General features: G+C 66.7%; 33 protein-coding genes, 1 tRNA gene and 1 pseudogene. 26 read left to right on the forward strand and 9 right to left on the reverse strand.

The features are described 5' to 3' along the window. The first annotated feature begins 308 nt into the window (after window positions 1-308). A complete protein-coding gene (locus tag OHA61_RS21985) occupies window positions 309-782 on the forward strand; it encodes an allene oxide cyclase barrel-like domain-containing protein (RefSeq protein WP_406304462.1) in 474 nt (157 codons plus the stop codon). 138 nt (window positions 783-920) lie between these two features. On the opposite strand, the gene OHA61_RS21990 is transcribed toward OHA61_RS21985, so the two are convergent. Both OHA61_RS21990 and OHA61_RS21995 read right to left on the reverse strand, forming a co-directional pair. Then, window positions 921-1,316: a hypothetical protein gene (locus tag OHA61_RS21990; RefSeq protein ID WP_324984643.1), complete on the reverse strand. Its 396-nt coding sequence runs from the start codon at window positions 1,314-1,316 to the stop codon at window positions 921-923. A 10-nt stretch (window positions 1,317-1,326) separates the two neighbouring features. Next, window positions 1,327-2,091 (reverse strand): hypothetical protein, encoded by a 765-nt coding sequence (locus OHA61_RS21995; protein WP_406304463.1) that lies wholly within the window; start codon window positions 2,089-2,091, stop codon window positions 1,327-1,329. A gap of 597 nt (window positions 2,092-2,688) precedes the next feature. Between OHA61_RS21995 and OHA61_RS22000 the strand changes: the two genes are divergently transcribed. The 11 genes from OHA61_RS22000 (at window position 2,689) to OHA61_RS22050 (ending at window position 10,442) form a co-directional block, all read left to right on the forward strand. Continuing rightward, the gene (locus tag OHA61_RS22000; protein WP_406304464.1) at window positions 2,689-3,045 is read left to right on the forward strand and encodes a hypothetical protein; all 357 of its coding nucleotides are present in this window, start codon (window positions 2,689-2,691) and stop codon (window positions 3,043-3,045) included. A 70-nt stretch (window positions 3,046-3,115) separates the two neighbouring features. Then, window positions 3,116-3,634, forward strand: a complete 519-nt coding sequence (locus OHA61_RS22005; RefSeq protein ID WP_406304465.1) for a hypothetical protein — start codon at window positions 3,116-3,118, stop codon at window positions 3,632-3,634. A gap of 94 nt (window positions 3,635-3,728) precedes the next feature. Next, window positions 3,729-4,790, forward strand: a complete 1,062-nt coding sequence (locus OHA61_RS22010) for a hypothetical protein (protein WP_406304466.1) — start codon at window positions 3,729-3,731, stop codon at window positions 4,788-4,790. A gap of 17 nt (window positions 4,791-4,807) precedes the next feature. Then, the gene (locus OHA61_RS22015; RefSeq protein WP_406304467.1) at window positions 4,808-5,335 is read left to right on the forward strand and encodes a hypothetical protein; all 528 of its coding nucleotides are present in this window, start codon (window positions 4,808-4,810) and stop codon (window positions 5,333-5,335) included. Then, a complete protein-coding gene (locus OHA61_RS22020) occupies window positions 5,332-5,865 on the forward strand; it encodes an ATP-binding cassette domain-containing protein (RefSeq protein ID WP_406304468.1) in 534 nt (177 codons plus the stop codon). The genes OHA61_RS22015 and OHA61_RS22020 overlap by 4 nt, the downstream gene beginning before the upstream one ends. After that, window positions 5,862-6,428, forward strand: a complete 567-nt coding sequence (locus OHA61_RS22025) for an ATP-binding cassette domain-containing protein (RefSeq protein ID WP_406304469.1) — start codon at window positions 5,862-5,864, stop codon at window positions 6,426-6,428. The genes OHA61_RS22020 and OHA61_RS22025 overlap by 4 nt, the downstream gene beginning before the upstream one ends. A 10-nt stretch (window positions 6,429-6,438) precedes the next feature. Beyond that, the gene (locus OHA61_RS22030) at window positions 6,439-6,846 is read left to right on the forward strand and encodes a hypothetical protein (protein ID WP_406304470.1); all 408 of its coding nucleotides are present in this window, start codon (window positions 6,439-6,441) and stop codon (window positions 6,844-6,846) included. Continuing rightward, window positions 6,839-7,594 (forward strand): ABC transporter permease, encoded by a 756-nt coding sequence (locus tag OHA61_RS22035; protein WP_406304471.1) that lies wholly within the window; start codon window positions 6,839-6,841, stop codon window positions 7,592-7,594. Before OHA61_RS22030 ends, OHA61_RS22035 begins: the two co-directional genes overlap by 8 nt. Before the next feature lie 251 nt (window positions 7,595-7,845). Beyond that, complete coding sequence (locus OHA61_RS22040; protein ID WP_406304472.1) at window positions 7,846-8,418, forward strand: hypothetical protein; 573 nt, start codon at window positions 7,846-7,848, stop codon at window positions 8,416-8,418. A 359-nt stretch (window positions 8,419-8,777) separates the two neighbouring features. After that, window positions 8,778-9,044, forward strand: coding sequence for a DUF6959 family protein (locus tag OHA61_RS22045; protein ID WP_406304473.1), 267 nt, complete (start codon window positions 8,778-8,780; stop codon window positions 9,042-9,044). 330 nt (window positions 9,045-9,374) lie between these two features. Beyond that, a complete protein-coding gene (locus OHA61_RS22050) occupies window positions 9,375-10,442 on the forward strand; it encodes a GTP pyrophosphokinase family protein (protein WP_406304474.1) in 1,068 nt (355 codons plus the stop codon). A 339-nt stretch (window positions 10,443-10,781) separates the two neighbouring features. Here OHA61_RS22050 and OHA61_RS22055 read toward each other — a convergent pair whose 3' ends face one another. Continuing rightward, window positions 10,782-11,252, reverse strand: a complete 471-nt coding sequence (locus tag OHA61_RS22055) for an NUDIX hydrolase (RefSeq protein WP_406304475.1) — start codon at window positions 11,250-11,252, stop codon at window positions 10,782-10,784. A gap of 18 nt (window positions 11,253-11,270) precedes the next feature. Between OHA61_RS22055 and OHA61_RS22060 the strand changes: the two genes are divergently transcribed. The 12 genes from OHA61_RS22060 to OHA61_RS22115 all read left to right on the forward strand — a co-directional run bounded on the left by OHA61_RS22060 (window position 11,271) and on the right by OHA61_RS22115 (window position 18,593). Beyond that, on the forward strand, window positions 11,271-12,050 hold the full coding sequence (locus tag OHA61_RS22060; RefSeq protein ID WP_406304476.1) for a GntR family transcriptional regulator: 780 nt from the start codon (window positions 11,271-11,273) through the stop codon (window positions 12,048-12,050). A gap of 138 nt (window positions 12,051-12,188) precedes the next feature. Further along, window positions 12,189-12,539, forward strand: a complete 351-nt coding sequence (locus OHA61_RS22065) for a hypothetical protein (protein WP_406304477.1) — start codon at window positions 12,189-12,191, stop codon at window positions 12,537-12,539. A gap of 5 nt (window positions 12,540-12,544) precedes the next feature. Then, window positions 12,545-13,900, forward strand: coding sequence for an FtsK/SpoIIIE domain-containing protein (locus tag OHA61_RS22070; RefSeq protein WP_406304478.1), 1,356 nt, complete (start codon window positions 12,545-12,547; stop codon window positions 13,898-13,900). A gap of 81 nt (window positions 13,901-13,981) precedes the next feature. Further along, window positions 13,982-14,173 (forward strand): hypothetical protein, encoded by a 192-nt coding sequence (locus OHA61_RS22075; protein ID WP_406304479.1) that lies wholly within the window; start codon window positions 13,982-13,984, stop codon window positions 14,171-14,173. Between the two features lie 78 nt (window positions 14,174-14,251). Further along, a complete protein-coding gene (locus OHA61_RS22080) occupies window positions 14,252-14,908 on the forward strand; it encodes a DUF2637 domain-containing protein (protein WP_406304480.1) in 657 nt (218 codons plus the stop codon). A gap of 15 nt (window positions 14,909-14,923) precedes the next feature. Further along, window positions 14,924-15,112 carry a mobile element transfer protein gene (locus tag OHA61_RS22085; RefSeq protein WP_406304481.1) on the forward strand — a complete coding sequence of 63 codons (189 nt, stop codon included), beginning with the start codon at window positions 14,924-14,926 and terminating at the stop codon, window positions 15,110-15,112. A gap of 19 nt (window positions 15,113-15,131) precedes the next feature. Beyond that, window positions 15,132-15,287, forward strand: a complete 156-nt coding sequence (locus OHA61_RS22090; protein ID WP_186357128.1) for a hypothetical protein — start codon at window positions 15,132-15,134, stop codon at window positions 15,285-15,287. 18 nt (window positions 15,288-15,305) lie between these two features. Continuing rightward, a complete protein-coding gene (locus OHA61_RS22095; RefSeq protein ID WP_406304482.1) occupies window positions 15,306-15,629 on the forward strand; it encodes a SpdD protein in 324 nt (107 codons plus the stop codon). 90 nt (window positions 15,630-15,719) lie between these two features. Continuing rightward, entirely contained in the window at window positions 15,720-15,908 is a 189-nt protein-coding gene (locus OHA61_RS22100; RefSeq protein ID WP_328676726.1) for a hypothetical protein, read from the forward strand. Beyond that, window positions 15,905-17,284: a replication initiator protein RepSA gene (gene repSA, locus OHA61_RS22105; protein ID WP_406304483.1), complete on the forward strand. Its 1,380-nt coding sequence runs from the start codon at window positions 15,905-15,907 to the stop codon at window positions 17,282-17,284. Before OHA61_RS22100 ends, repSA begins: the two co-directional genes overlap by 4 nt. Then, window positions 17,281-17,469, forward strand: a complete 189-nt coding sequence (locus tag OHA61_RS22110; protein WP_406304484.1) for a helix-turn-helix domain-containing protein — start codon at window positions 17,281-17,283, stop codon at window positions 17,467-17,469. The genes repSA and OHA61_RS22110 overlap by 4 nt, the downstream gene beginning before the upstream one ends. Continuing rightward, window positions 17,469-18,593 (forward strand): tyrosine-type recombinase/integrase, encoded by a 1,125-nt coding sequence (locus OHA61_RS22115; protein ID WP_406304485.1) that lies wholly within the window; start codon window positions 17,469-17,471, stop codon window positions 18,591-18,593. The genes OHA61_RS22110 and OHA61_RS22115 overlap by 1 nt, the downstream gene beginning before the upstream one ends. 55 nt (window positions 18,594-18,648) lie before the next feature. Here OHA61_RS22115 and OHA61_RS22120 read toward each other — a convergent pair. The 4 genes from OHA61_RS22120 to OHA61_RS22135 all read right to left on the reverse strand — a co-directional run bounded on the left by OHA61_RS22120 (window position 18,649) and on the right by OHA61_RS22135 (window position 22,406). After that, window positions 18,649-18,724, reverse strand: a tRNA-Arg gene (locus tag OHA61_RS22120). Window positions 18,725-18,917: 193 nt separating this feature from the next. After that, window positions 18,918-20,405 (reverse strand): hypothetical protein, encoded by a 1,488-nt coding sequence (locus OHA61_RS22125; protein ID WP_406304486.1) that lies wholly within the window; start codon window positions 20,403-20,405, stop codon window positions 18,918-18,920. Continuing rightward, window positions 20,402-21,322: a hypothetical protein gene (locus OHA61_RS22130; RefSeq protein WP_406304487.1), complete on the reverse strand. Its 921-nt coding sequence runs from the start codon at window positions 21,320-21,322 to the stop codon at window positions 20,402-20,404. The genes OHA61_RS22125 and OHA61_RS22130 overlap by 4 nt, the downstream gene beginning before the upstream one ends. 214 nt (window positions 21,323-21,536) lie before the next feature. Further along, window positions 21,537-22,406 carry a hypothetical protein gene (locus OHA61_RS22135; protein ID WP_406304488.1) on the reverse strand — a complete coding sequence of 290 codons (870 nt, stop codon included), beginning with the start codon at window positions 22,404-22,406 and terminating at the stop codon, window positions 21,537-21,539. A 209-nt stretch (window positions 22,407-22,615) separates the two neighbouring features. Here OHA61_RS22135 and OHA61_RS22140 point away from each other — a divergent pair, with 209 nt between their 5' ends. Next, window positions 22,616-22,978, forward strand: a complete 363-nt coding sequence (locus OHA61_RS22140) for an XRE family transcriptional regulator (protein ID WP_406304489.1) — start codon at window positions 22,616-22,618, stop codon at window positions 22,976-22,978. A gap of 210 nt (window positions 22,979-23,188) precedes the next feature. Here OHA61_RS22140 and OHA61_RS22145 read toward each other — a convergent pair whose 3' ends face one another. Together OHA61_RS22145 and OHA61_RS22150 are read right to left on the reverse strand one after the other, a co-directional pair. Further along, complete coding sequence (locus OHA61_RS22145) at window positions 23,189-23,788, reverse strand: hypothetical protein (protein WP_406304490.1); 600 nt, start codon at window positions 23,786-23,788, stop codon at window positions 23,189-23,191. A 518-nt stretch (window positions 23,789-24,306) separates the two neighbouring features. Continuing rightward, window positions 24,307-24,654: pseudogene (locus tag OHA61_RS22150) on the reverse strand (MFS transporter); the annotation flags it as partial. On the opposite strand from OHA61_RS22150, the gene OHA61_RS22155 reads away from it, so the two are divergent. Continuing rightward, entirely contained in the window at window positions 24,635-24,793 is a 159-nt protein-coding gene (locus OHA61_RS22155; RefSeq protein ID WP_406307634.1) for a hypothetical protein, read from the forward strand. The pseudogene OHA61_RS22150 and the gene OHA61_RS22155 overlap by 20 nt on opposite strands. Window positions 24,794-24,941 lie beyond the last annotated feature (148 nt).

Consider the following 24,941-nt stretch of genomic DNA (forward strand, 5'->3'; position numbering starts at 1 on the left):
TTCCCACCTTTCGTTGGCGCGTCGGCACACCTGTGCCCACCAGCCGATCGTCGTCGCGATCCCGGGCCTTCGCATCCGGAGCGGGCCAGTGGGGCGGGTCGGACGCCGCGCTGTTCGTCCGGGTGCCGGGTACGGAGCGCCCGGGCGGACGCGACCGATCGGGCGGCGTTGCCGGGTGTCGGGCGCGTCGGCGGGGTGGCCCGGTAGTGAGTTGTTTATATAGCCGTTAGATGATGATTGGTCACTAAATCACCCGTTCGTTTCAAAGGGGGCGCACTGTGCGCCGTTTCATGGCTCTGAGGCTGGGCGTGGTCGCCGGCCTGACCGCGGTCCTCACCGGCCTTCCGATCGCGGATGCCGCCACGGCCACCTCGCGCAACATCGCTACGGGAGGTGACGGCCAGGTCATCCACCTGCTCGCGCGCCTGACGTCGCGCACCGACCTCGATCTGGGCAACCCGGGCTTCGATCAGGGTGACGAGGAGGTGTTCACCGACGACCTCTTCCGTGGCAGCGTCAAGGTCGGCTACGACGGTGGCGTTTGCACGGTTCTCATCGTCGAACCGGACGGTTCGAGCGAGTCGCAGTGCGCGGCCACGTTCTCGCTGCCCGGGGGGCAGATCGCGGCCCAGGGGCTGATCCGGCTGCCCGCCACCGGGCAGGCCGAGTTCGACATCGCGATCACCGGCGGCACCGGAAAGTACCGAAAGGCCCGCGGCCACATCAGTGGGACGTTCCTGAATGCCACGGACTCCCAAATCGCCATCCACGTGACTCACTGAGGACAGGCGCTCCGCGAAAAGACCCCCAACCGCTCACGGTTGGGGGTCTTTCAACGGACCGGCTCCTCGAAGCGCCAGATCACAGGCCGGGCAGGCGCACGATCGGCTGCTGATCCCTCGGCGCTCCGGGCGGCCTTGCTAGCTGACGAGGCCGGCGGATGTCAGGCCACCGCCGACGGCCACCGCCCAAGCGATGCCGCGCTGCCAGCGGACGACCGTGTCAGGGCGACCTCGCGTGGCCAGCACCATGACGGAGTTGGCGGCGAACGCCGGGAGGAGAATGCCGAACAGGGCGAACGTGCCGACGGCCGACAATGTCAGCTCGACGCGAGTCGTCACTGCGCCAACCGCCACAGCTACAGCAGCGAGCGCATACAACAGCGCCGGCACATGCGTGATGTCGTCTTTCCTCAGCGGGAGGGGCCCGCGGCGCTTGTGGTGGTTCCAGTGACGCCGCTCGGTGCCCAATCGTGCCAGCACCATGATCGCCACCTCTACCACGAGGGCGATCACAGCCACATGCTCAACCGTCATGACTTCATCCTTACCTGCTGCATGCCGCAGAGATGGCGGAAATACCGATGAACGCCTTCACGGCCTCGCGCTCCGCAGAGCCAACCCTCTTGCCGTTCACGAAACGCCAGATGATGTTCGCTGTCTTCTTCGCGCCGTAACGCTTGAACAGCGCGACGGCCCGGACAACCTTGATGCTGGAACCGGCCGGTGCAAAAGAGATCAGCACAGCGGCGATAGCGGCGCTGCACTTGATGATGAACTTCGTCTCGTCCCACCAGCTGGCGGCGAACAGCTTGTGGTCCTTCTTCCCACCGGCGATCTGGGCCAGGAGAGTGTGGCGCACCTCTTTGTTGGCGAACAGAGGCGACAGTGCGGCCTGTGCTGCGCTGTCGTTCGGATACGCCGCCTCCGCGATCTGGCGCGCTGTCGGCTCCGCAGGAAGCGCGGCGAGGCGGGACTGGAAAGCCTCGGGGTCGGGAGTCGGTCGGTTAAGAACGACATCAAGGGCCGAAGCGAACTGGTCCTCGCTCAGACCCAGTTCGGCTATGCCCTTCGCAAGGGCCGCGCCCTGAGCCTGCTCCGCAGGCGTGAACTCGGATTCGTCCGCCGACGCTGTGGTGCTGGTGCTGGTGCTGGTGCTGGTGCTGGTGCTGGTGTGGTGCGAGGAGGCCGGTGCAGCGTTGGCACCGGCAACGGTGGCGAAGAGGGCGCCGGCGGTCACTGCGGCGACGAACATCGCGCTGGTACCGCGGAACGCTCGACGCGGCTGCTTGGTGGAGATGGCACTGGTCATGTGCGGAATACCCCGTATCTAGTTGTTTGGGCGCCGGTTCCCCCGCCCCGGGAGGTCAGCCCGGGGGGTCGGCGCCCGCTCGGTCGGCACCAATTCGATCATGAACCGAACGGCGACCAATGTGATGGAGGCCATGATTCCGCCTCAGAAGTTGCTCAAGGTTTCCGTTTGCGCAGTCACCACCAACGACGAGGCCGCCGCCCGTAGAGCCGCGGCTTCGTCACAGCAGCCGCGGAGCGAAGTTCCCGCCGGCGTTCCACGCAGTTCCCAAGGGCGCCAACTACGTCTGGGCCAACCGTCTGTGGTTTCAGGAACCTTCTGCTTGTGGGGAACATCGCCTACGGCCGCCAGGACATACCCGGTGACAACAACACCGGTTGGAGCCTGAAATTCTCCACAGTTCGGCGTCAATTCGGCGTGCGTAGGGATGCGCCTCAAGGCCGCCAAGTAGTCGCTGTTTCAACCGTGTTTGGCGGGCGCTGACAGTTTCAACGTCGACCGTACGCTCGGGTAATGTCCACTGGAGCAACCTGACTGGACGACGTTGCCGTTGAGATCGGGACAGCGATCGGATGGGGCACCGCGGTCCTTGCCAACATGGCGACGGTAGGGGTGCTGGGGGTCCTGCTCGGCGTCGTCGGTGCTCTGGCGGTCAGATGGGTCGCGCCGAGGAGCGATTTCACCCGCCTGGGAAGGACGTTCACTTTCGCCTGGGTGGTCTTCGTACTCGTCAAGCTGGTCGGCTGGTGTCTCGTGATGCCTCTGCTGTCGTGGGGTGAGGCAGCTGACGCCGTGCCGGCGTTGACGCGGGTCGATGCCTGGCTGGTCCTGCTCTTTGCGGCGCTGCTATGGGCTGCCCGGTCCGTGCCGGACGTCGCGTGGCCGCGTGCCGTGGCGATAGCGGCCTCCATCACAGCGCTCTACTCCAGCACGCTGCTTCTGCTCCCCGCCTGACTGTCCTGCCCACCCCGATCATCCGTACCGAATACGGTGCGACCGGAGAACTGTGATTCACCGCTTCATCATGAGCCTCCTGGGAAACCGGAAACTCATCGCCTTCGCTGTGCGTTGCTGGGTCGTGATCACGGACGGCCTGGTCCACCCGGGTATCCGAATCGCGGGTGGCGTGGCTGCGACGGGGGCCGGCATCTGCGCCATCGCATACGTCATCCGCTTCCGCGCCACCCTCGAGGAGACGCGTCACGCGGTGGAGACTTCCGAGGATCTCACCGGAGATCCCGGAAACGTGATGGACATCCTGCAACTGCTCAGCCTGGTGTGGCTGATCAGCGGCATCGCGCTGATCGTCCTCGGGCTGCTGGTGGCTGTCGCCCGGACCGGCAGCCTGTTGATCATCGTTGGTGGGTGCGTGTGGTGGGCCCCACTGGGTTTTCTGGGACTCAAGCTTCCGGCCGCCTCCGGCCTGCATCTGATCGCCGGGATCTTCGTGGCGCTGGTCATCCCGGCCGCTGTGCTCTGCCCGACCGAGCGGTTCACCGGTGGCATACGGCGGCGAGCCCAGCCGGCAACCGATGAAGTCTGACTCTGTGTCCGGATCTCATGCCCGTCGGACAGGCCGGTGGATCCGTTCCGTCTCCGCCTTGTGTCTGGCGGACAGCCGCAGGCGCCTCAATCTGATGACGGGCGCCGACGCTCGGGGGCGGCGACGCCGACAGGCCGCCGCACTTGTCCTCTCCTGCGGAGCGGCGGCCGGCTTCGGGGCCTTGGTGCTGCTGGGCCGGATGCTGGGGACACTCCTGCCGCCGGACGACTTGGCAGGTGTCGACCTGGCGGCGTGGACCTGGACTCCCGCTGTGCTCTGGCTGCTCCATCAACTCCTCAGCGTCGAGCCAGGGCTGGGTCGATCTCTGGTACGTCCGCAGGACGAATCCGTCCTGAGCACGCTGCCTGTCGGCCGCGGACACCTGGTTGCCGCCCGGCTCGTCCTTCCCACCGTCGGAGTCGCGCTCACGCTGCTGCTCGCGGTGAGCGCGCTCGCCGTCCCGTGGCTCGCCGCAGCCGAGGCCGGCAGGCATCTGCTGCCCGCGCTGCTGATCAATCTTTGCGGTTCGGTCGCAGTCGCCGCGGCCCTGCGAATCCTGTTGGTCTCCGTCTTCATGGTCCGCGTCGTCAGGGTCGCCCATCTGTCCCGGGCGCTGCTCGCCGCGGTGGGCGGCTGGCTGCTGGGAGTGTTCGCTGCGCCGATCGTCGGGTTGCTGGGAGGTGGTCCGGGGGAGGCGGAGGCGGATGTGACGCGCCTGCTCGGGAACGCCGTCGCGAACACCCGTCCACATGTATGGACAGCCATGCATACGCCTGGACGGCTCTGGTGGACCGCCGCCGGTTACCTGACAGTTGTCGTGGTGGCAGGGACCGTGGCCGCGTTGCGAGTTCATGGCACCGTTCGTCGCGACCTGACCGCCCAGAGCGCCGCTCCTGCCCATGGCGAAAGCTCGTGTGACCGACGAGGGCACATGACCGGCCGGGAACCGTCACTCTCCCCCATGGCTGTGGTACTTCGCCTGACCTGGCTCCGGCTTCGTCGAGCCGACCCGGCAGTGGTCGGCGGCGTCGCGCGGATGCAGCGACTGAGCATCCTCGTCGGAGCAGCCTGCGCGGGCACCGCGATGACACTGGACGAGCAACCGTGGCACCTGCCCGCTCCTGCACTCGCCGGCCTGCTCATCGCGGCCGCCTGATCTCCACCGGAGAAGTGGTGCAGATCTGCGGGATCGAGGCCGATCGCGACTGCTGGGACGTACTGCGCCAGTCCCCCCTGCCGACGGGAGCCTGGCCCGCGGCCAAGGTCGTGACGTCCGCGATCGGTGTCCTCGCCCTGACCGCGCCGTTCTACCTCGGGGCAGCCACGCTGTGCGGAGTGAACGGCGCGCAGTGGGGCGTAGCCCTACTGCTTCTGCCCGCCGTGGCTGCCGCGGCGGGATGTTCCTCGATCATCACCTGGTACGTGGTTCCGGCTACCGAGACGTTCGAGGGCGGGCGCACAACTCGGCCTCCGATGGCGGATGTTGTGGAGGGCGTACTCATGGCACTGCTCACCCTTCCGGTGACGGTCGGCCTGGCACTGAGCGAGCGGGTCACGGGCGGCCTCCTGACCCAGGTTGTCGATGCGGCACTTCTCGTCTGCGTACTCGCGGCTTCCGCCGTCTGCGTCCGCCAGGTGGGCAGGCGCGACCTTCCAGTACCGCGGCCACATGAGCAGCAGGCATTCGGAGAAGTAAAATGATCGAAATCGCAGGTCTGACAGTCCGTGGTGGCGATACCGAGATACTCGGCGGCCTCACCACGCGCGTCGCGAAGGGTGAGGCGGTCCGGCTCACCGGTCCGAACGGCTGTGGCAAGAGCACCCAGCCTCCGCCGCTCTACGAACATCTCACCAGCCGTGAGCAGCTTGCACTGATGGCCGGGCTCTGGGGCACGCGCATCGGGACACTGCTGGAGAGGGTCGACGCACTGGGGCTCTCTGCCCGTCAGGACGTATTGATAGGTGAACTGTCCCTCGGACAGCGCAAGAAGCTCGGCTATGTCTGCGCAACGGCGCACGATCCCCAGTTGCTGCTCCTCGACGAGCCCTTCAACGGACTCGACTCGGCTGCCGTCACAGCGGTGGTGGACGACCTGAGCCGCCGGAAGCAGCAGGGACGGACGATCGTGTGGGTGTCTCACACCGATCCGGCCGGGGACCTGACCGACCGCACCATCGACCTCGGCGCCCGGGACCGTTCCCAGGTCCGGCCGACCGGAGACGACGAATGATCGATGTACACGAGCTGGTCAAAACGTATGAAGGCAAGCGAGTACTGAACGAGCTCTCCTTTCATGTCACTTCAGGACGAGTCACCGCATTTCTGGGTCCCAATGGGGCGGGCAAGTCCACCACTCTGCGCATGATCATGGGCGTGGGGAAGCCGGATTCCGGTTACGCGACCGTCCTTGGCGTCCCTTACCGGGAGCTTCGGTCGCCGCTGCGGTCGGTAGGCGCACTGCTGGACGCCTCGGCCGTCCATCCCGGCTTCAGCCCTCGTGCTCACCTCGACTGGCTTGCCAGAACCCACCGCATCCCGCCGAAGCGCGTGACCGCCGTGCTGGAGCTGGTGGGACTGTCCTCCGCCGCAACCAAGCGAGTCGGTGGCTTCTCCCTCGGCATGCGCCAGCGGCTCGGCATCGCGGCCGCGCTGCTGGGGGACCCGGAGGTGCTCCTCCTCGACGAGCCCGTGAACGGGCTCGACCCGGAAGGCATTCGCTGGTTCCGCAAAGCTGGTACGCGCCCTGGCCGACGAGGGGCGGACCGTCCTTGTGTCGAGCCATCTGATGACTGAAATGGCTCTCGTGGCCGACCACGTACTGGTGGTCGGTCGCGGCCGGGTGCTCGCTGATGGCCCCATCGGCGAGCTTGTGCACCGTGAACCCACCTCTGTCCGCCTGTGCTCCCCTCAGCTGCCCGTCCTCGCTGAGGCTCTGCGCGAGGCGGGTGCACATCTGGAGTACGACGGGTCGGCAGGCGATGGCGGGCAGGAAACCGCCATGGTGACTGGTCTGTCTTCCGGACGGATCGGCGACCTCGCCGCAGAGCACGGTTGCAGCATCCACGAACTCACGCCACTTCGACCGGCGTTGGAAGACATCTACCTGCGGCTGACCGATGAGGCAGCGGAGTATCGCGCGTCGATTCCCGTCGGCGATCGAGAAGTCACCTCCTCGAGCAGCGACCGGAACGAGGTCTTCGCCCGTGTATGACGCCATAGGCGCCGAATGGATCAAGCTCCGCTCGCTGCGCTCGACCCCAGCCCTGCTCGTCATCGGCTTGACGGTCACCGTGCTTACGGCGCTTCTGTTCGGCCTCTTGATCGGACCAGAATTCCAGCGAGCCACTCCTGCGGACAGGATGGACTTCGATCCCGTCGGCCTCTCCTTCACCGGGATGCAGCTCGGCCAACTGGCCGTCGTCGTCCTGGCGGTTCTCGCGGTCGGTTCGGAGTTCGGATCCGGCATGATTCGCACGTCACTCGCCGCGGTACCACGCCGGGGCACCCTGCTGACGGCAAAGTTCGTCCTGCTGGGCAGCATCGGCATGGCCTGGGGACTTGTGACCGGAGCCGCTTCACTGCTGGTGGGCACATGGGCGCTCGGCGCCGACTTGGCAGCACTGCCCCCGGGCGACCTGATCCGAACCGTGTCCGGGGCCGGTGTATACGCCGCACTGCTCGCGGTGTCCGCCGGATCGGTCACCTTCATGGTCCGCCGGTCCATCGCGGCACTCGGCATCCTGCTGCCGCTCCTGTTCCTCGTCTCCAGCCTGCTTGCGGCATCGTCACGACTACGCCCGCTCGCCCGCCTCTTGCCGGACCGCGCGGGGCTGAGACTGATGCAGGTGCACCAGGAGTCGGGCGATCTCACACCACTGGCGGGAGGCGCGGTGCTGTTGCTGTGGACCGCGTCGGCAGCCATCGTGGCGCACCTGGCTTTTGTCCGCCGGGACGTCTAGCCCGCCAGGTGCCCGGTTGAGGTCGAGCGTGATCAGGGGGCGTACGCCATTGGGCTGTCTGTATGGTTCGGCCGCTCGTCCAGCCGAGCCCCGCTGGCGGGGGACCAGAGCCGACTTGAGAATGCTGCTCGTGGCCGATGAGCACAACAACCGTCCGCTGCAGCGGGTCATCAGGCTCCGCCGCGGCGCAAGGCACGACTGACCGGCATCCGCGCCGGCGCGCTGACGGACCGGCGGTGAAGGAGGCCTGGATGACGTCTGAGACCAACCCGGGTGCGGAGGCCGGGCGAGCATCGGTAGTCATCGCCCGCTTCGACAGCTACCGTCGCGCCGAGCACATGCTGGCGTCACTCGGGCGGCGGTTCCGTACGAAGGCCCGCAAGGGTGGCACGACTGCTGTCGTGGTCAGACGCAACCCCGACGGGTCGCTGAAGGTAACTGAGTCTCGGGTGCTGTCGGCCAGTGATTTCCTGTCCACCCTGATCCGTGTCTCGCTGTCATGGATGATCGGGTTCATCGGCCTGTTCTCCATGCTGAAAGGCGCAAAGAGTGGCGTCCACGCCGCTCGCGTGCGGAGAGGGCCCACCGGATCGGATGAGCACCGGGCCCACGAACTCCTCGCCGAAGCCGGCCCGCACGGGGCCCTGGTGCTGGTTCGGTGCGAGGACCACCAGACGCGGCAGATGGTTGCCGCGGCAGCGGCCGACAGCGCGGAAGGTAGCTGGGATGGCTCGCTGACAGAGTTTCTCGCCGCTCTTGACCCCAGCAGCGCTGACGATTGGGTGCGCGCCGCCGTCGGCGAGCCATCCAGCACGAACCGCTAGGCGGATCGCACGGGCGGCGCTGATCTATCAGCACATGACCGCCGACCGGAACCGCGCCATTGCCGACCGGCTAGGAGCCATGATCCGCCAGCGGCAGGGCGACACGAGCTCCTAGTGGCACGTGCGGGGCACGGCCGCGATCAAGCGAAAGGGCCAGTTCGAGGGGATCAACCCTCTGAACTGGCCCTTAGTCGTGTGCCCCCGGCAGGATTCGAACCTGCGACACCCGCTTTAGGAGTTCGATCGGGTGGGCCTTGCAGAGCACTCGGCCGTGCGAGGCCCAACCGCTCACGACCGCCCAACGCTGTGCTTGTCTGCTGTCGTTGATGTCAGATGGTGATGTCAGGTTGGATGACCGCATGGAACGTGTCGAGGCTGAGCTGTTCACGGACGGTGGGAACAACGCAGTGGTGCGCCTGCCCGGCCGCCGGTTCCCCGGGGTGCTGATCCAGGGCGACTCACTCTCAATCCTCCGCAGCAACGTTGCCGAGGTGGTGGAAGCCCTCGGCCAGGGCGACGTGGTCGGTGCCCAGGGAACCGCCGGCCTTCTGCTGGCCGACCTCGACGAGCTGCTGGCGCGCTACGCCGATGCGCTGGAAGCGCACGACATCCCGCCCCCGTACTGAGCCAAGACCTAAGCTTGGGAATCACCGGGTGATCAAGCCCCGAAACACGTCTGAGCTGCAGGAAGCCAACCTTGGTGGAGACTCGTTGATCTCTCACAGAGCCTGCGGTTCACCGTGGTTCCCCGAGGTGTCGGGTACGCAACGGGCACGCGTTGCGCTCGTGCGGCCAACATGCTCTCCAAGTCTGTTGGTGGCCTGCCGTGGGTTGTCCGCCCTCGTTCACCTGCGTACATGGGCGGTCTTCGAGGGTGAGCCTCCCTGTACCGCCGTGGACGGCTTCGAACGCTGATGAATGAGACGGAAACTGAGACGGCTTGGGGGAGCCGACTCGTGATCCCCCAGACCATGCCCACGTTCTACGGAGTCCCTACATCTGACGCCCGACGGCCCTACTCTATGTTCGTGGAGATCCGGACATACGACGCACTGGCCGACCAATATAGATCGAGAAGGAAGGAGTATGAAGCACTGTGTGAAGAATTAGAGTTCAGCCTAAAGAAGAAACTGAATGATGCTGGGATTAAGTGGCACTCCATCACCAGTCGAGTTAAGGAGCTTGAGAGTTTCCTTGAGAAGGTGGAAAGAAAGGAATATGCAGACCCTTTCGGTCAGGCCGAGGATCTAGCTGGCGCGCGCATCGTATGCCTATTCATGCTGGATCTCGATCGCGTAGGCGAGGTCATCTCTGCCATCTTTGATGTCCTTGATAAAGAGGACAAGATTAACGAGGGTGAGGCTTCTGCGTTCGGATATATGTCGCATCACTACATCTGCAAGCTGTCCGATCGGTATTCGGGTGAGCGCTACGACAGCATCAAGGGGATGAAGTTCGAGATCCAGGTGCGCACCATCTTAATGGATGCCTGGGCAAACATGTCGCACTATCTGAGCTACAAAAACGAGGAAAGCATCCCTCAGGACCTAGTGAAGGACTTTCATGCGCTGAGCGGGCTCCTTTATGTAGGGGATCGTCATTTTGAGGCGCTATTCAAGTCGTCTTCCCGTTCCGCTGCTACGGCTGTGGAGAAGGTCCTCAGGAGTCCCGAGGTGCAAGAATCGGAGGTCAATTCCGATACGGTTCAGGCTCTCCTTGAAAGGGTATTTCCAGATCGACGACCAGCGTCATCTGTAGCCGTCTCTGAATTCACCTCAGAGCTTCGAGAGGCGGGATTTTTGGATCTGGCGGAGGTTGGTCGGATCCTTCTGGGGGATCGAGAAAAGGCAATTGCTTCCGAGGAGCGCCGGAACTCGAAAGTGAAGGATGGGGAAACGAGGTTTAACTTCAATAGGGTCGGACTGGCCCGTGAGGTGTTCGACTTGCATAGTCCGGAGTTTAAGAAAGTCCGTGTCGATAAGAGGCGCAAGAGAAGCGAGCGGCGCATTCGGCGGGAAAGCTAGATTATAGGTCGGTGGAGCGGGTTTGGTCGGTGTCCTGCCCGGTCTGGGGCCGTGCATGATCAGGGGGCCTTACGCTGCTCAGCGAAATCGGGCAGCCCTTGGCCTGCCCGCTGATGTGCCCGATTGGCCCCCTGGTCTTGCTCGGCGAGGGACCCTGATCGGGGAGGTGGCTAAAGCCGTGGAGCCGACCGCCCCAGCCCCGGAGGGTTTCCTACATACGGGCCGCAGTGGAGCTGCGGCCCCATGCGGGCGGCTGGGCCCGCCGAAGGCAGGGGCCCGAGCCGCCAGCAAGGGGGCGCGCCCGCGCTTGCGCGGGCCCTTGATGAAGTAGGGAAAGTTCTATCCAGCTGCTGGGATCAAGCGGCGTCCGTCGTGGCTTCGGACGTGCGGGCCGTTCCCGTCGAGGGCATCGAGTAGCCGGACTGCGTAGACCTCGGACATCCGCTCGGCGACTTCCTCGGGCGTGAGCCACTGGACTGCGGTGGACTCGTCGGAGGTGCGCTCGGTGCCCCCGGAGGGCTTGCAGCGGAAGACCAGGGCGACGATGCCGCGCGCCGTGTTCTTGTAGACGCCGGAGAGCTCGTCCACCTCAACGTGGATGCCGGTCTCCTCCAGGACCTCGCGGCTGACGCCTTCTTCGGGTGACTCGGAGAGCTCCAGGATGCCGCCCGGCAGTTCCCAAGTCCCGTTGTCCGCCCGGCGGATCGCCAGAAGACGGCCGTCCTCGCGCACCACTGCCCCCGCCACGGACACGGAGTGCATCGGCGTTGACTTGTGTTGCTGGGACCCGTTACTCATGTACAGGAGCATAGGAGAGTGAGAAGGACTATGGGAACCGCGGTAGGAGGTGGCACGAACGGACCTCGATACGTGCAGATCGCTGACGACATCGTCAAGCAGATCCGGGCCGGTGTGCTGAAGCCTGGTGACATGGTGCCGAGTGAGTCCGAGCTCGTCGAGCGCTACGGCGTCTCCGGCGGCACGATTCGCAAGGCAATGGTGGAGGTCAGAGCCAGCGGCCTGGTGGACACGCGCCACGGCAAGGGCTCGATCGTGAAGGACCGGCCGCCCGTGCGGCTGCGCTCCTCGGACCGGTTCCGGGCTTCACATCGACGGGGCGGCAAGGCCGCGTATCTCGCAGAGTCCGCGCAGTCCGGTGCCACGGCGAAGGTGAGCGTCCTCTACATCGGCCCGATGGAAGCGCCCGAGGACATCGCCGATCGGCTCGGTGTCGAGGCCGGCACCCAAGTGCTCGCCCGTCGGCGGCTCTACTTCCGCAACGGGACCCCGGTCGAGACCGCTACGTCGTACCTCCCGTGGGACGTGGTCAAGGACATCCCCGAACTGTTCGCCGAGAACCCCGGCCCCGGTGGCATCTATGCCCGGCTGGAGGGGGACGGCCATGTCTTCGCCGAGTTCGTCGAGACGCTGCAGGCGCGCCCGGCCGCGAAGGCCGAAGCCTCCGAACTCGCTCTGAGCCCCGGTGCACCCGTCGTCCACCTCATCCGCGAGGCGGTGACCGAAGAGGGTCGAGTGGTCGAGGTCTGCGACACGCTCATGGCTGCTGACCAGTTTGTTTTCAGCTACCGCATCCCCGCTGCAGACTGACGCTCTCTCAACTCCCCACAGCCCGCTGCGAGTTTCTCGTCGTAGCGGGTTGACTCATGTATAGGAGTCAGGCACTCTTCTTCATGTCACTCATGTGCATGAGTGACTGAGTCCAACCCCTCTATAGGAGTGATCTCTGTGCGTCAGATCCCTGTGGACACGACCGGCGCGACCGTGATGGTTGCCCAGCCGCCCCAGCCGAAGCTGAAGGACAAGAAGACCGGCCAGATCGCCACCGACATCGAGACTGGGCACACGCTGCTGACCGTGGACGTGCTGTTCGTGTTGAACGGCAACGCCGAGGTGCTGACCGTGACGGTGGCCGAGCCGGACGTCTCCGGTGAGATGGTGACGGGCGCTCCGGTTGCCCTGACCGGTCTGGTAGCACGGCCGTGGGAGAACGAGTTCAACGGCCAGAAGCGGCACGGCATCAGCTTCCGAGCAGCCGCAGTGACCGCCCACAGCCTGGCTTCGAGCGGCAAGGGCTGATCGCCATGACTGGGGGACAGCTCACCATGCTGATGGGCTTAGTGCTCGTCGTCGTTGGGCTGGGGCTGCTGCGCTGGCGGCTTCCGGCCTGGTACTGGCTCGGCTTCGGCTGGCTGGTCATGCTGACCCGGATCGTCGTCACGTTCCGGTCGGTGATGGAAGCGTGCGGGCTGACTGAGCAGCCCTCGCGCTGGCGGATCTGGGTGGCTGCGGCTCGCAACCGGCCGCCCTCTCGGATGGTGCCCAGGGTCCGCCGGGTCCGGATCACCCGCTCGGGGCTGGTGCTGCGGCTCAAGATGCAGCCTGGTCAGGAAGTTCAGGACTTCGACGCTGCGACTGAGCGGCTGCGGCATTCGTGGCGGGCGCACGGTGTGCATGTGAAGGCGCTGAAGCCCGGCTTCCTGGAAGTGCGGCTGATCGGTCACGACGTGCTGCGCAAGGTCGTCATGCCCCGCAAGATCCCGACTGAGCTCCTAAGGGTCCCGGTTGCACTGCGGGCCGACGGCAGGCTGCATGTGCGGGACTTCCGTACCAGCGCTCACGAGCTGGTGATCGGTGCCACCGAGTCGGGCAAGTCCGTGTACTTGCGGGGCCTGTTCAAGGGTCTGGCCCCTCAGCGGGTCGCGCTGGTCGGGATCGACTGCAAGTGGGGTGTGGAGCTGGCGCCGTTCGCCCGTCGCCTGTCCGCTCTTGCTTGTACGCCGGATGAGGCGTCCGAACTGCTCGACGCCCTGGTAGAGGAGATGACCAGCCGGTACGAACTGATCCGCTCCGCACAGCACTTGGACCCGGCGAGTCCGCTGGAGTCGATCACCTCGGACATCTGGGGCCTGCCCGAGGAAATCCGCCCAGTGCCCCTGGTGCTCTTCGTCGACGAGGTGGCCGAACTCTTCCTGATCTCCAGCAAGGCCGACGAGAAACGCCGGGACCACATGGTCACCCAGCTCATCCGGCTCGCTCAGCTCGGCCGCGCCGCCGGTCTCTATCTCGAGGTCTGCGGGCAGCGCTTCGGCTCCGAACTCGGCACCGGCGCCACTGCTCTGCGGGCTCAGCTCAGCGGCCGCGTGGCTCACCGCGTCAACGACGAAGCCTCCGCCAAGATGGCGCTCGCGGACATCAGCATCCGCGCCGTGGGAGCCGCTACCTCGATCGCAGCCACCCGCCCCGGTACCGCTGTGGTCGGCCTGCTCACCGGCGGCTGGGCCCGGATCCGATCCCCGTTCACCTCGCTGGATGAGGCTGTCGCGGCCTGTGTCGAACACGAAGCTGTGACGCCGGACATCCCGGCCCTGGCTGCCTTCCGCCCGCACCGCCCCGCGGTGCATGTCGAGGCCTTCGAACTGGCCGCCGACGCCCTCTGACCCACCCCGTTCTATCCCGGTCGGCGTGACCGTCTCGCGCCAGGTCCCTACCCGAGCCATGCCCGAAGGAGGGCGAACCGCATGTGTCCGCACTGCATCGACCTTGCCCGTACGGACGAACTGCTCAGCGACTTGGTCGCCTACGAGTCCGGTCCCGACGCCGATCCGGAGTTCGCGGACGTCGTCGGCGACGCGCTCACCATCTCGTTCGAACTGGCCCTGAGCACGCCGTACTACCCGCCGCCCGGCCACGGCTACCCCGCCGCCGACTAGCCCTGGCTGGGACCGGGCGGCAGGACCTGTGAGCCCCGCCCGGCCCGGCCCCAAATCCCTGTGAAGGAGGTGAAGACCATGACCCCCTCGATCCGCCCGGATGCTGTGCTCGTGCAAGCCGTGATCGCCGGTGCTCTGTCGTTCGCCCACCTGCACGACATCGCCGCGGCTGCCGGACAGGACGGCTGGAAAGCGTGGGCCTACCCGATCTCCGTGGATCTGCTCCTGGTCGCTGCCTGGCGACGGCTACGCATCCTCCGCAGCACCGGAGAGCCGATCCGTGCCGCGTGGACCTGGTTCGCCGTCGCGCTCGCAGCCTCGCTCGGGGCGAACGTCGCCACCGCCGGACTGCTCGACCTGACGAACGTCCCCGCCTGGCTGCGGATCCTGGTCGCCGGATGGCCTGCGCTGGCCTTTCTCGGCGGCACCCTCCTCGTCCACACACCCGCTGACCGCGAAACCGAGCACGACCCGGTGGAGCCGGTGAGTGTGCCGGCCTCTTCCGCCCCCGAGCCGGACCCGGCCCCGGAAGAGATCGCCGCCCCGGATCAGCCCCCGGCGGCACTTCCCGCGGCTCCGGCCGTGAACGTCCCGGACGCGCTGCTCTCCTACGCGCGCAAGGTCGCCGCCGAACACCACACCCGCACCGGTGCCCCGATCGACACCGACACCCTGCGCACTCGCCTGGGTGTCCCGACCCCGATGGCTGACGCCATCGCCGCCCAACTCACCTGAAAGGACTGATCACCCATGGCCCGCTATCGCTTCCGCGATGTCCGCCGGATCGGCCCGGTCGAGGTTGGCAGCTACATCAACCGCCACGGCCGCGAAGCACATGCCACCGCCTGCACCGCCCCCGGCTGCGACTGGTCCGGCGACTACCACTCCCGACCGGCCGCCGAACTCGCCGCATCCGCCCACCGCTGCAACCCCCGCTGATCACAAGGGAGATCGCGTCATGGACGTACCGCTCTGGCTCGCCCTGATCATCGTCGGTGCCCTCGGCATCAAGCTCGCCCGCCCGCCGCTGTGGCTGGTCGCCCTTCTGCTGCTCGGCGGCTACCTCCTCGCCGACAGCTTCCTGGCCCCCGCCATCGACCCGCTCACCAAGTAGCTCCGAAGGGAGAACGCCGTGTTCAAGCCCAAGTACCCAACCCCGGACACCTACAAGCCCAGCCTGGAGGCAAGTACCCCGGCTGCGCCGCTGGTCCAGCCCACCAGCCCGGCCCCGGCACCCGCGCCGACCGCCCCCGGGAACGGGCTCGCCGCACTCGTCCAGCGCTCACCCGGTACTGCCGTGCTCGTGGTCGCCGGAGGCATCGGCGGAACGCTCGCCCTGGCCGCCGTCGCCGTCTCGCTGCTGCTCGCGGTCGCCGTCACCGCCATCGCCCTGGCCACCAGCGGCGTGGTCCTGCTCTTCCTCGTCCGCACCGTCCGCGACGAGCTGCATCGCTGACCGGCCTCCGGGGTGGCCCAAGCCGCCAAGCATCGCGCCGCCCCGGAAGCCATGCCCCTCCGACCCGAAGACCGAAGGAGAAGCACCAGCATGACCCACCGCCCGACGACCCCGGTCCGGATCTGCCCGGACTGTGACGGCTTCGCCTCCGTCGCGATCACCCTCGGCGGCCGCAACCGCGCCGGAAACCTGCGCACGATCACCGCGCACTGCACCGGCTGCCACGGCATCGGCACCATCCCGGCCCGCGTCACCGTCCGCGCCGGGAGCCGCGCATGACCGAGACCTTCACGGGTCTGGACCCGGCCACCCTCGGCGACGCGCTGCGGGTGGCCGGTTCTCCGGACTTCGACCGCTGGCAAGACCAGGTGCGCCATACCGGCGGGTGCGCCGACCCGATCCACCTCACCGGCTGGACCCTCGCCAAGGACAAGACGACCGGCGAGAGCCTGCGCCACTACTCGACCGAGACGGAACCCGGCGGGCGTCTCCGGGTCGCATGCGGCAACCGCCGCGCCTCTCGCTGCCCCGCCTGCGCCCACACGTACGCCGGGGACACCTTCCACCTGATCCGCGCCGGACTCGCCGGGGACGAAGACAAGGACATCCCCGCCACCGTCCGCGACCACCCCCGCGTCTTCGCCACCTTCACCGCGCCCTCGTTCGGCCGCGTACACAATCAGCCCGACCATGGGCCGTGCCGCTGCGGCGCCCACCACCAGGACGACGACCCCGCCCTCGGTACGGCGCTCGACCCGGAGACGTACGACTACGCGGGAGCCGTGCTCTTCAACAACCACGCGGGCGAACTGTGGCAGCGCTTCACCACCCGGCTCCGTCGCGAGATCGCCGCCCGAGCCGGGCTCTCCCGCCGTGAACTCACCGATGCCTGCCGGGTCTCGTACGGAAAGGTCGCCGAGTTCCAGAAGCGCGGAGCGATCCACTTCCACGCCGTGATCCGTCTCGACGGACCAGACGGGCCCGACTCTCCGCCGCCCTCCTGGGCCACGCTGCAGCTGCTCACCGATGCGATCCGGGCCGCTGCCACGCACTCGTACACGACGGTCACCGCGCCCGCCGCTGGAGACCAGCCCTGCCAGCCCTTTCGCTGGGGCCGAAAGCTCGACGTCCGACCCATCAAGGCGTTCGGCGACGACGACATCACCGAACGGAAGGTCGCGGCCTACGTCGCCAAGTACGCCACCAAGGCGGCCGAGACCACCGGCAGCCTGGATCGCCGGATCGGCAACCGCGAAGTCCTCGACCTGCTCGACGTGCCGGATCACCCCCGCCGCCTGATCGAAGCCTGCTTCGATCTGGACCCGCTATACCCGGACCGGAAGTTGACGGCCTGGGCGCACATGCTCGGTTTCCGCGGTCACTTCTCCACCAAGTCCCGTCGCTACTCGACGACCTTGGGTGCCCTCCGGCAGATCCGCGCCGACTACCGCGCCGCCCAGGAACGCGAAGCCCTCGGCATGCCCGACGAGCCGGACACCGTGCTCGTCCTCTCCGACTGGCAGTACGCCGGACACGGCCACACACCCGGTGAATCCGCCCTCGCCGCATCGATCGCCCGGGATCTCCAGCTCAACCGCGAAGCCGCCCGCGAAGCCCTGCAAGACCGACGGGCCCTGGAAGGAGCCGCAGCATGACCACCGCCACTGCCGAACTGCTGACCGTGCCCGAGGTCATGGCGCGGCTCAAGCTCGGCCGCTCGAAGGTCTACGACCTGATCCGCTCGAAGCGCCTCGTCTCGATCACCGAAGGCCGCTGCCGCCGAATCCCTGCGATCGCGCTCCAGGACTACATCCGCGACCGGATCGAGGAGGCTGCCTGATGGCCTCCCAGCGCAAGCGCAACCCCAACGGGGCAGGCACGATCACCAAGCGCAAGGACGGCCGCTTCCAAGCTGCCGTCTACGTCCTCCAGCCGGACGGCACCCGCGCCCGGAAGTTCGCCTACGGCAAGACCTGGGCCGAGTGCGACACCAAGCGCCGCGCACTGCTCGACAAGGTGGACCAGGGCGTGCCCGTGCCCACCAGGTCGGCCAAGCTCTCGGAGTACCTGTCGTACTGGCTCGACAACATGGTCAAGCCGCGCCGGAAGCTCAGCACGTACGACAAGTACGAGGCGCATGTGCGCCTCTACCTGACTCCGATGCTCGGTACCAAGCGCCTTGAGTCGCTGGGTGTTGCTGATGTCCGGCGGTTCCTCAACCAGCTGGAGAAGAAGACAACCGCGGCGACCGCGAAGGAGTCGCACCGTGTGCTGCGTACGGCGTTGTCGGCGGCATGCGGTGAGGAACTGATCGCTCGGAACGTGGCCAAGCTCGTGGAGCCGCCTCGGGCCAAGTCGCGAGAGCTGAGCCCCTGGACCCTCGACGAGACGTTGGACTTCCTCGCTGCCGCTCGAAAGGACCCGCTGTATGCCGCGTTCGTGCTCGCCATCGCCATGGGCCTGCGCCGTGGTGAGATCGTCGGCCTTCGGTGGGAAGACCTCGACCTGGACAACCGGGTGCTCTATGTCCGGCAGCAGACACAGCGCCGCCGCGGGGTCCTGTACGACGACGATCCCAAGGGGCGTCGCCGCCGTGCCGTGCCGCTGCCCGCGATGTGCATTGCGCCTCTTCGTTGGCACCGGATGCGTCAGGCCGCGACGGCTTCGGAGGTCACTGGCCACGTCTTCGTCACCCGCAACGGCCGACCGGTCGAGCCGAGGAATCTGTACCGCTCGTTCACCCGGGTCGCCAGTGGCGCCGGCCTTCGAGTGATCCGGCTGCACGACGCCCGGCACGGTTGCGCGACCCTGCTGACCGCCGCTGGCGTCGCTCCGCGCGTCGTGATGGAGATCCTGGGTCACAGCCAGATCAGCATCACGATGGATGTCTACACGCACGTCGTCCAGGACACGCAGCGCGAGGCCATCAGCCACATGGACAGGCTGCTGAAACGCCGCCGTTGATGTCAGATGTGGATGTCAAAGACCCCCAACCATGATCGGTTGGGGGTCTTTTCGCTGGTGCCCCCGGCAGGATTCGAACCTGCGACACCCGCTTTAGGAGAGCGGTGCTCTATCCCCTGAGCTACGGAGGCGGGGATCTGTCGGAAAACGTGTCTGAAAGTCGGTCCAGGTGGACGCGGTGATCCAGACGGTCTTACCGGCAGCGTGCGGAGACCTGGCTGTGAGGCCGGGCCGCCGCGGTCAGTGTAGCGGGTGGTGCTTGATCCGCATCTGCGATCCATGGCGCCTGGCGCTCCCAGGCGGGCGCACCAGGGGGCAGGGGCATCATGCTGCGGGGACGAGATCGATCATGGCGCGGGTGACGGAGTTACTGAGCCAGGCGTAGCCGATGTAGATGAGCAGAGCGGCGTTCGCCCCGTAGGCCGGGACTCGCTTGTGCGGGTAGCTCTGGTCGAAGCGTGAGTGCTGGGACTCGCTGTCCTGTCGGAAGCCCTTCAGGCGGCGGCCGGCATGGGTGTCCGGGGGCACCTGCCGCAGGTGTTCGGTTCGGTTGAGCCGCTGCCGCCCCGTTGACGGGTCGATCTGCCGGTCCTCCTCCGTTTCGTCGACCCGGATGTGCTCGGCGTGGATCTCCACGGGGCACTGGATGGTCACGCGATGGTAGAAGCGGACTCGCTTGCCCTTCCTGCACTCGAGTTCTTCGACGGGCAGGGGGGTGTAGTGGGTGACGCCGTCGACGGTGATCCGTCGCTCGCAGATGCGGCCCTCGGCAACGTAGAGGTCATGACGGCAAGCGTCGTACTCATAGCGTTTGAGCGACTCGGGCGCGAGCCCGCCGTGCTGGGTGGTGAAGACGACGAGACCGTCCGCGATCAGCGGCGCGCGGTGGACGCCCCGCAGAGCGTTGTCGTACGTGATGGCGCGCAGGCCGGGCGCGCGGGTCAGGATGCGCCGGGCCAGCTTGATAAAGGCGGTGCCCTCGTCGTCGCGGAGAGGATCGCGCTTGGCGGACTTGTGCCGGATTGACTCGATGCCGAGGATCACGCGGCTGTGGGGTGTGTTGGCGAGGCGTACAGCGGCGGAGAGGAACTTGTTGCCGTAGACGCGGGTGCCACCGCCTTCGACGGTGTAACTGGCATCGGCGTCGACGCGGTGGTGGCGGATTTCTCCGGTCACCTTGTTCACGGTCTTGTGGTGGCGTTGTGAGGAAGGAGGGCAAGCGACTGTGGCGTCGGCATGGATGACCTGATGGCGCTCGGGATAGCTTCGGCTGACCCGCTTCCCGGTCTCTTTCATCATTCCGTGGTCGAGGGCCTGTTGGATCCAAAGGCAGCGGCTGATGTCACGCACGTTCGCGAAGACGGGCTTGAGCTTCTTGTGGAAGAAGTAGTTCCACTGGCCCCGTGTGGGTCCGGTCGGCTGAAGGGCGTCTGCGGCTTCATCGCCCATGTGGGTACGAATTCCTCGGCGTACGACATCCCACCACTGCTCCTCCTCGAAGTGGGACGCGGTGGCCCGCGCGGAGCCGAACAGAGAGATGGCGCAGAGGAACACCAGATAGGCGATGGGCGGGTGGATGGCGGGCCGGCCCACCCTGCTCGGTGAGGGCAGCGCGCTGACAGCGGCGTACAGATCGGGGTTGTCCAAGAGGTGTTTGAACCGCTTGCTGATCGTCAGCGGAGGCGCCTCCGGCCCCTTGGGCGGCAGGGGATCGGTGGCAGCACCGAACGTGTCATCGGGGATGGTGCCCATGACGTATTCGGGCGTCTTCTTGACTACCTTGCGCCTTCTGCGCTTCTTGGGAGCGGTCACGTGGCATCGCCTCGCCGGGGCGTGTTCCACTGCAGGTCGGACAGGGCGGCTGCCACGTCGAGGGAGGACAGTCCCAGGCGGCGGGCGACCTCGGAGAGCTGCCCGGTCTCGTTCAGGATCCGGCGCGCGACATAGCGGGTGACATCTCGAGGCTCGACCTTGCGGGCCATCGTGGACAGGCCGCTACGGCGCGCGATCTCACTGAAACCGGCGCCGACACTCGACTGCACGACGCTGGGGGACGAACCGGCACTGGCCACCAAGCGGTGCGGTCCAGGCCGCTTCCCGTCCAGATAGGTGGCGCGCAAGGTCAGGACCTGGACGCCCCAGGCATCCAGGGGGCAGCGTCGGGCAAGCGTGTGGGTCGCGCCCTGCGTGTGCACTGTGCCAGCGGTGACGTCGAGGTCGGTAGTGGATGCGGCGCCGGTCTCCGCGCTGGTGAGCCCGGCGAGCAGGAGTGCCAGCAGGGCGGAGTGCCGGGTGACCGGCATACCGCGTTCGGAGTGGAACTGGAGCCGGGCGACTTCCTGGGGTTGCAGGTCGGCGCTGGGCCGCCGGGGGCTGCGGGGAATGGACCGGGAGTCCACCAGCGGAGCGGCCTTGGTCAGGCCGAGCTCGCGGGCATGGGCGAAGAGGGAGATGACTCCTGAGCGTCGCTGCCGCTGGGTGGCTCCCGCCGGCGTCTCGATGGTGATCCCGCGCCGGTCGCGTCCCGGGGCGTTGACGAAGGCCTCGGCGAGAGCCGGAGTGATCTCGTCGATGAAGGCAATTCGCTGCGCGTCGGCGTATTCCAGCAGGCGTTCGCAGACTTCGATGTACTCGTCCACGGTGTCGATGCTCAGCAGGCCATCCTGCGCCAATCGCTTCCAGACGCGGGAGACCTGCAGCAGCGCTTCCTTGACTGTTGTCCTAGCCATGACGTTTCACCGCCGCGGTCCGGTGCCGTGCGAGTGAATCCCACGCGTCACATCGCATGAGGGCGCTACCGTGGGCAGCGTCCCTCTCCTTGTGTGAGGGCATGCCGAAGCCCCTTCCGCGCGGCCACGCCGCGCCGGTCGATGGGTGGAGGAGGGGTCCGGCAGCGCCAACCCGGCCAAGGGATGAAGGCGCTGCCGGACCGTTTTCGTGAGGTCAGGAGACGGGGCGCCCCCTGAGCTTGGCTGTCAGCACGGCGATGCCGCGTAGGTGCTCGTGCAGCTGCAGCAACTCGTCCCTGCTCAGACGGACCAGATCCGCGAGCAGCACGGGTGGGCAGAGCAGGGCGAGCAGGTCCAGATCGGCGTACGGGTCCGCGTCGGATTCGGTCCGGGCATCGTCGGCAACCCGTCGTCGCGGCCGTGGGATAGACGCATTCGCTGCTTCGGCCCCCTCACCCGATGAAGGCGTGTGAGCCGCGGTTTGGAGGGCCGGATGGGGTCGTTCGTCTCCGGTGAGGACTGCGGGTGATCGTTTGGAAAGGCCGATCTCCGGATCGGGTTCGAGTGACAGCTGGGCTTCGCGGCCTTCACCTGGCTGCTCCGCCGGCCCGTAGCACGGGCCCTCGTGCCAGCTCATGAAGCCGTCCCCGTCGGAAACGACCATCCCGATGGCGACCAACAGGTCGAGCAGGAGCTCCGCCTGCCGCATGCGGTGTCTCTCCGCGTTGGCGTTCATCAAAAGCCTGGCGACCAGCCCGTCGCGCGGCACCGGTCCGTACCCCAGGCGCTCCCTCATGGCTCGGGCGAACCACTGACCCTTCCAAGCAGAGCGAAGAGCATGCAAGCCCTCCTCCTCGCCCTTCTCCCAGGCAGCGGCGATCGCACGGGCCTTCTTCGTGGGCTGGAACCTGGAGAAGTGCCCGCCCGCCGGCTCGAGCAGGCCGGTCTTGAACATGAAGGTCGGCACAAGCCCGCACTTCTTCGGATCCAAGCCGGTTGCCGCGCCGAGCCGAGCAGCATTGACGAACGAATCGGTACTCGCGCACGCAGCCCTCATTACCTGAAGCTGCTCGTCGGATCGCATCTTGCACGTGGGTAGCTGTCGCTCGTCCGGCCCCAGCTGCGAACGCCCCCGTGTCGTCACCGCTCACCTCCACTGTGTGTCGTGGCCATTTCTCGAATGGCTGGTCTTGCAGAACGAACCTGGCGTAAGGACTGCACATGCCATTGCTGCTTGAGTAGCATGCATAGTGTGAGTACGCATCTCGGCGCCCCTTCCGTCAGACTGAGCGCGTGCCTGGAGGAACGAGACGTCAGAAGAAGCCGTTCGAGTACGCGCTCGACGCCAACTGGCCGTACGCGGTGATGGACGCCTTCCGGGCGGCGCAGATCGGCCAGGCGGTCGCACGGGCTCTGGCGGAGGCGATGGAGCGGCAGCAGGTGAGTGCCAACGTGCTCGCCGCCAAGGCTGAAGTCAACCGGCAGGTCATCGCGAACATCCTGGCGGGCACGACGTGGCCTGACCTGCTGACGGTGGGGTGCCTGGAGACCGCGCTGGACGTATATCTGTGGCCGCAGCACCTCGACTGGCCGGCGGACGATAACGGAGTCGTCCAGCAACCGATTCCCCTGGAGGGATTGCAGGGCGTCGAATAGCCCGAGCTCGAGCAGATCTAACTTCAAAAAGGCAAGGATGTTCGACCTCCTGAAATGAGGGAATTGGCCGAACACCCCGCGCAGGCGGATGTTTGCCGCTAGCGTCAAGGATGGCGGCCAAGCCGCGCTGAGACCGCCGCCCTTAGCACGGTGTGGCCTCGACAACTACGGCCGTGCTTGGGGCGGCGGTCGCCTATATAGGGCCTGTCCCTAGGCGGCCTCCCATGTGGCCGCGAGCCGGTAGTACGTCCGCTTGCCATCGGCGCTGTAGATCTTCTCCAGGACGGACTGCCGGTGCAGACTGTCCAGCAGGCAGCGCGTGCGCCGGTTTGCCCCCTTGGCCTCGCCTTCGAGTAGCCGGCCGACCTCGCCCGCGCTCCACGAACGGCGCGGATCCCCGCTGATGACCTGCATGGCGGCGATGGAGCGAGCGCCCCCAATCCGGATGGGGTCGGCTGATGCCGCGACGGGCTCACTGTCCGCGGGGGTCTGGGCGGCGACATCTGGCGCAGGGGGCACGATCCGGAGCCGGCTGGGGCGGTGCCCGCGCGAGGCCCGCAGTCCCGCGGCCTCCGCGACGGCAGCGTGGATCTTGTCCAGCACATGCTTTGCCTGCTGCCGGGCAAGGACGGCCTGTTGACGTTCCTCGGTGGCCTTGGTCATCTTGCCCCTGAGCGCCTCGATGGCCTCGTCTAAACGGCGCAGTTCATCGTCCTTCGAGGCGATCACGCCGTCGCACTCCCGGAGCATGGCCTCCATGTCCATGGCGACCCAGTCCGGGGACGGCGCGCCGCCGTCGATCAGGCTCATGCGGAAACAGTAGGGGTGCTCTAAGGCTTCCGTCTGCCCTTTGGCGGCCATAGCGCATAGGTGATTGATCTTGACTGGAGCCGGTCACTCACGACTAATTCTGTTCGCTCACCAGCTCTCCTCTCCTGTCTCTGAGCGGAGGGGAGTTGTGACATGAAAGCTTGCTCACAGAGTGGCGCTCACAGAGGCTTCCAGGAAACTGTTGCATCGCTTTATTGCAAGGTATCAACTGGTCAGGGCCGTGAACCCGGCCCGGATCCGGCCTCAGGAACGATGGATGGGTGTGCCTCAGCGGTGCACAGACTTATCCCTATCCATGCCGCCTTTGAACGGTGGCTGGCGGCCTTTTGACGGTGCTGTCCGCAAACAGTCGGGAGAGGGCTGAGGCTGCCCAGCCCGAACGCCGGCTCCTTGCAGATGGGCACCCTGCATCCTCGGTTCCGCATACAGCCGCAGGTGGCGCCCGAAGGGGCACTGCCGTGACGGTGCTCTGTTGGACCCGGTCATCCCTAACTGCCCTATGACCGAAGCCTGGTTGTGCGAGGTGCTGCCGCGCTGATCACAGCCATGGCCGCGAAGAGGTGAGGGTAGCCGCCGATGCGGCCAGCCAGGGCGGCACCTGCCCAGGGTGCCAGGGCATCTGCGATGTGAGCCGGGGCACCGAGGAGGGCGGAGAGGCGCCCATAGTGGGTGGTGCCCCAGCGGTCGGTAACAGCGGTGGCCTGGAGGAGGGTGAGGTTGCCTTGGACGGCTCCTGCCAGGATCGAGAGGACAACCAACAGGGTTACGGGGCCAGGGATGAGGGCGATGGCCGCGGTGGTCGTTCGCCGAGCGCCATGAGGGGCCGTGCGGGTGGACAGGCTGGCCAGGCACGCTACCGTCCACGCCCTGCTGGAAGCTGGCCACAGCCGCCGCTCCATCGGCCGCCAACTGCACATGACCCACCGCACGGTCAAACGCCTCGCCGACGCCGCCAAGTCGGAAGACCTCTTCCGAGGGAAGTGACAGTACAACCGGACGTCAGTCCTCGACGAGTACAGGCCCTACCTGGACGACCGTTGGAACGAGGGCTGCACCAGCACTTGGAAGCTGTGGGAGGAGATGGTTCCCCTCGGCTGCCAAGGCAGCTACGGCCGCGCCCCGGCAAGGCCTC

This window comes from Streptomyces sp. NBC_00885 (genome assembly GCF_045207475.1).
In the GTDB taxonomy this organism is placed as follows: Bacteria; Actinomycetota; Actinomycetes; order Streptomycetales; family Streptomycetaceae; genus Streptomyces.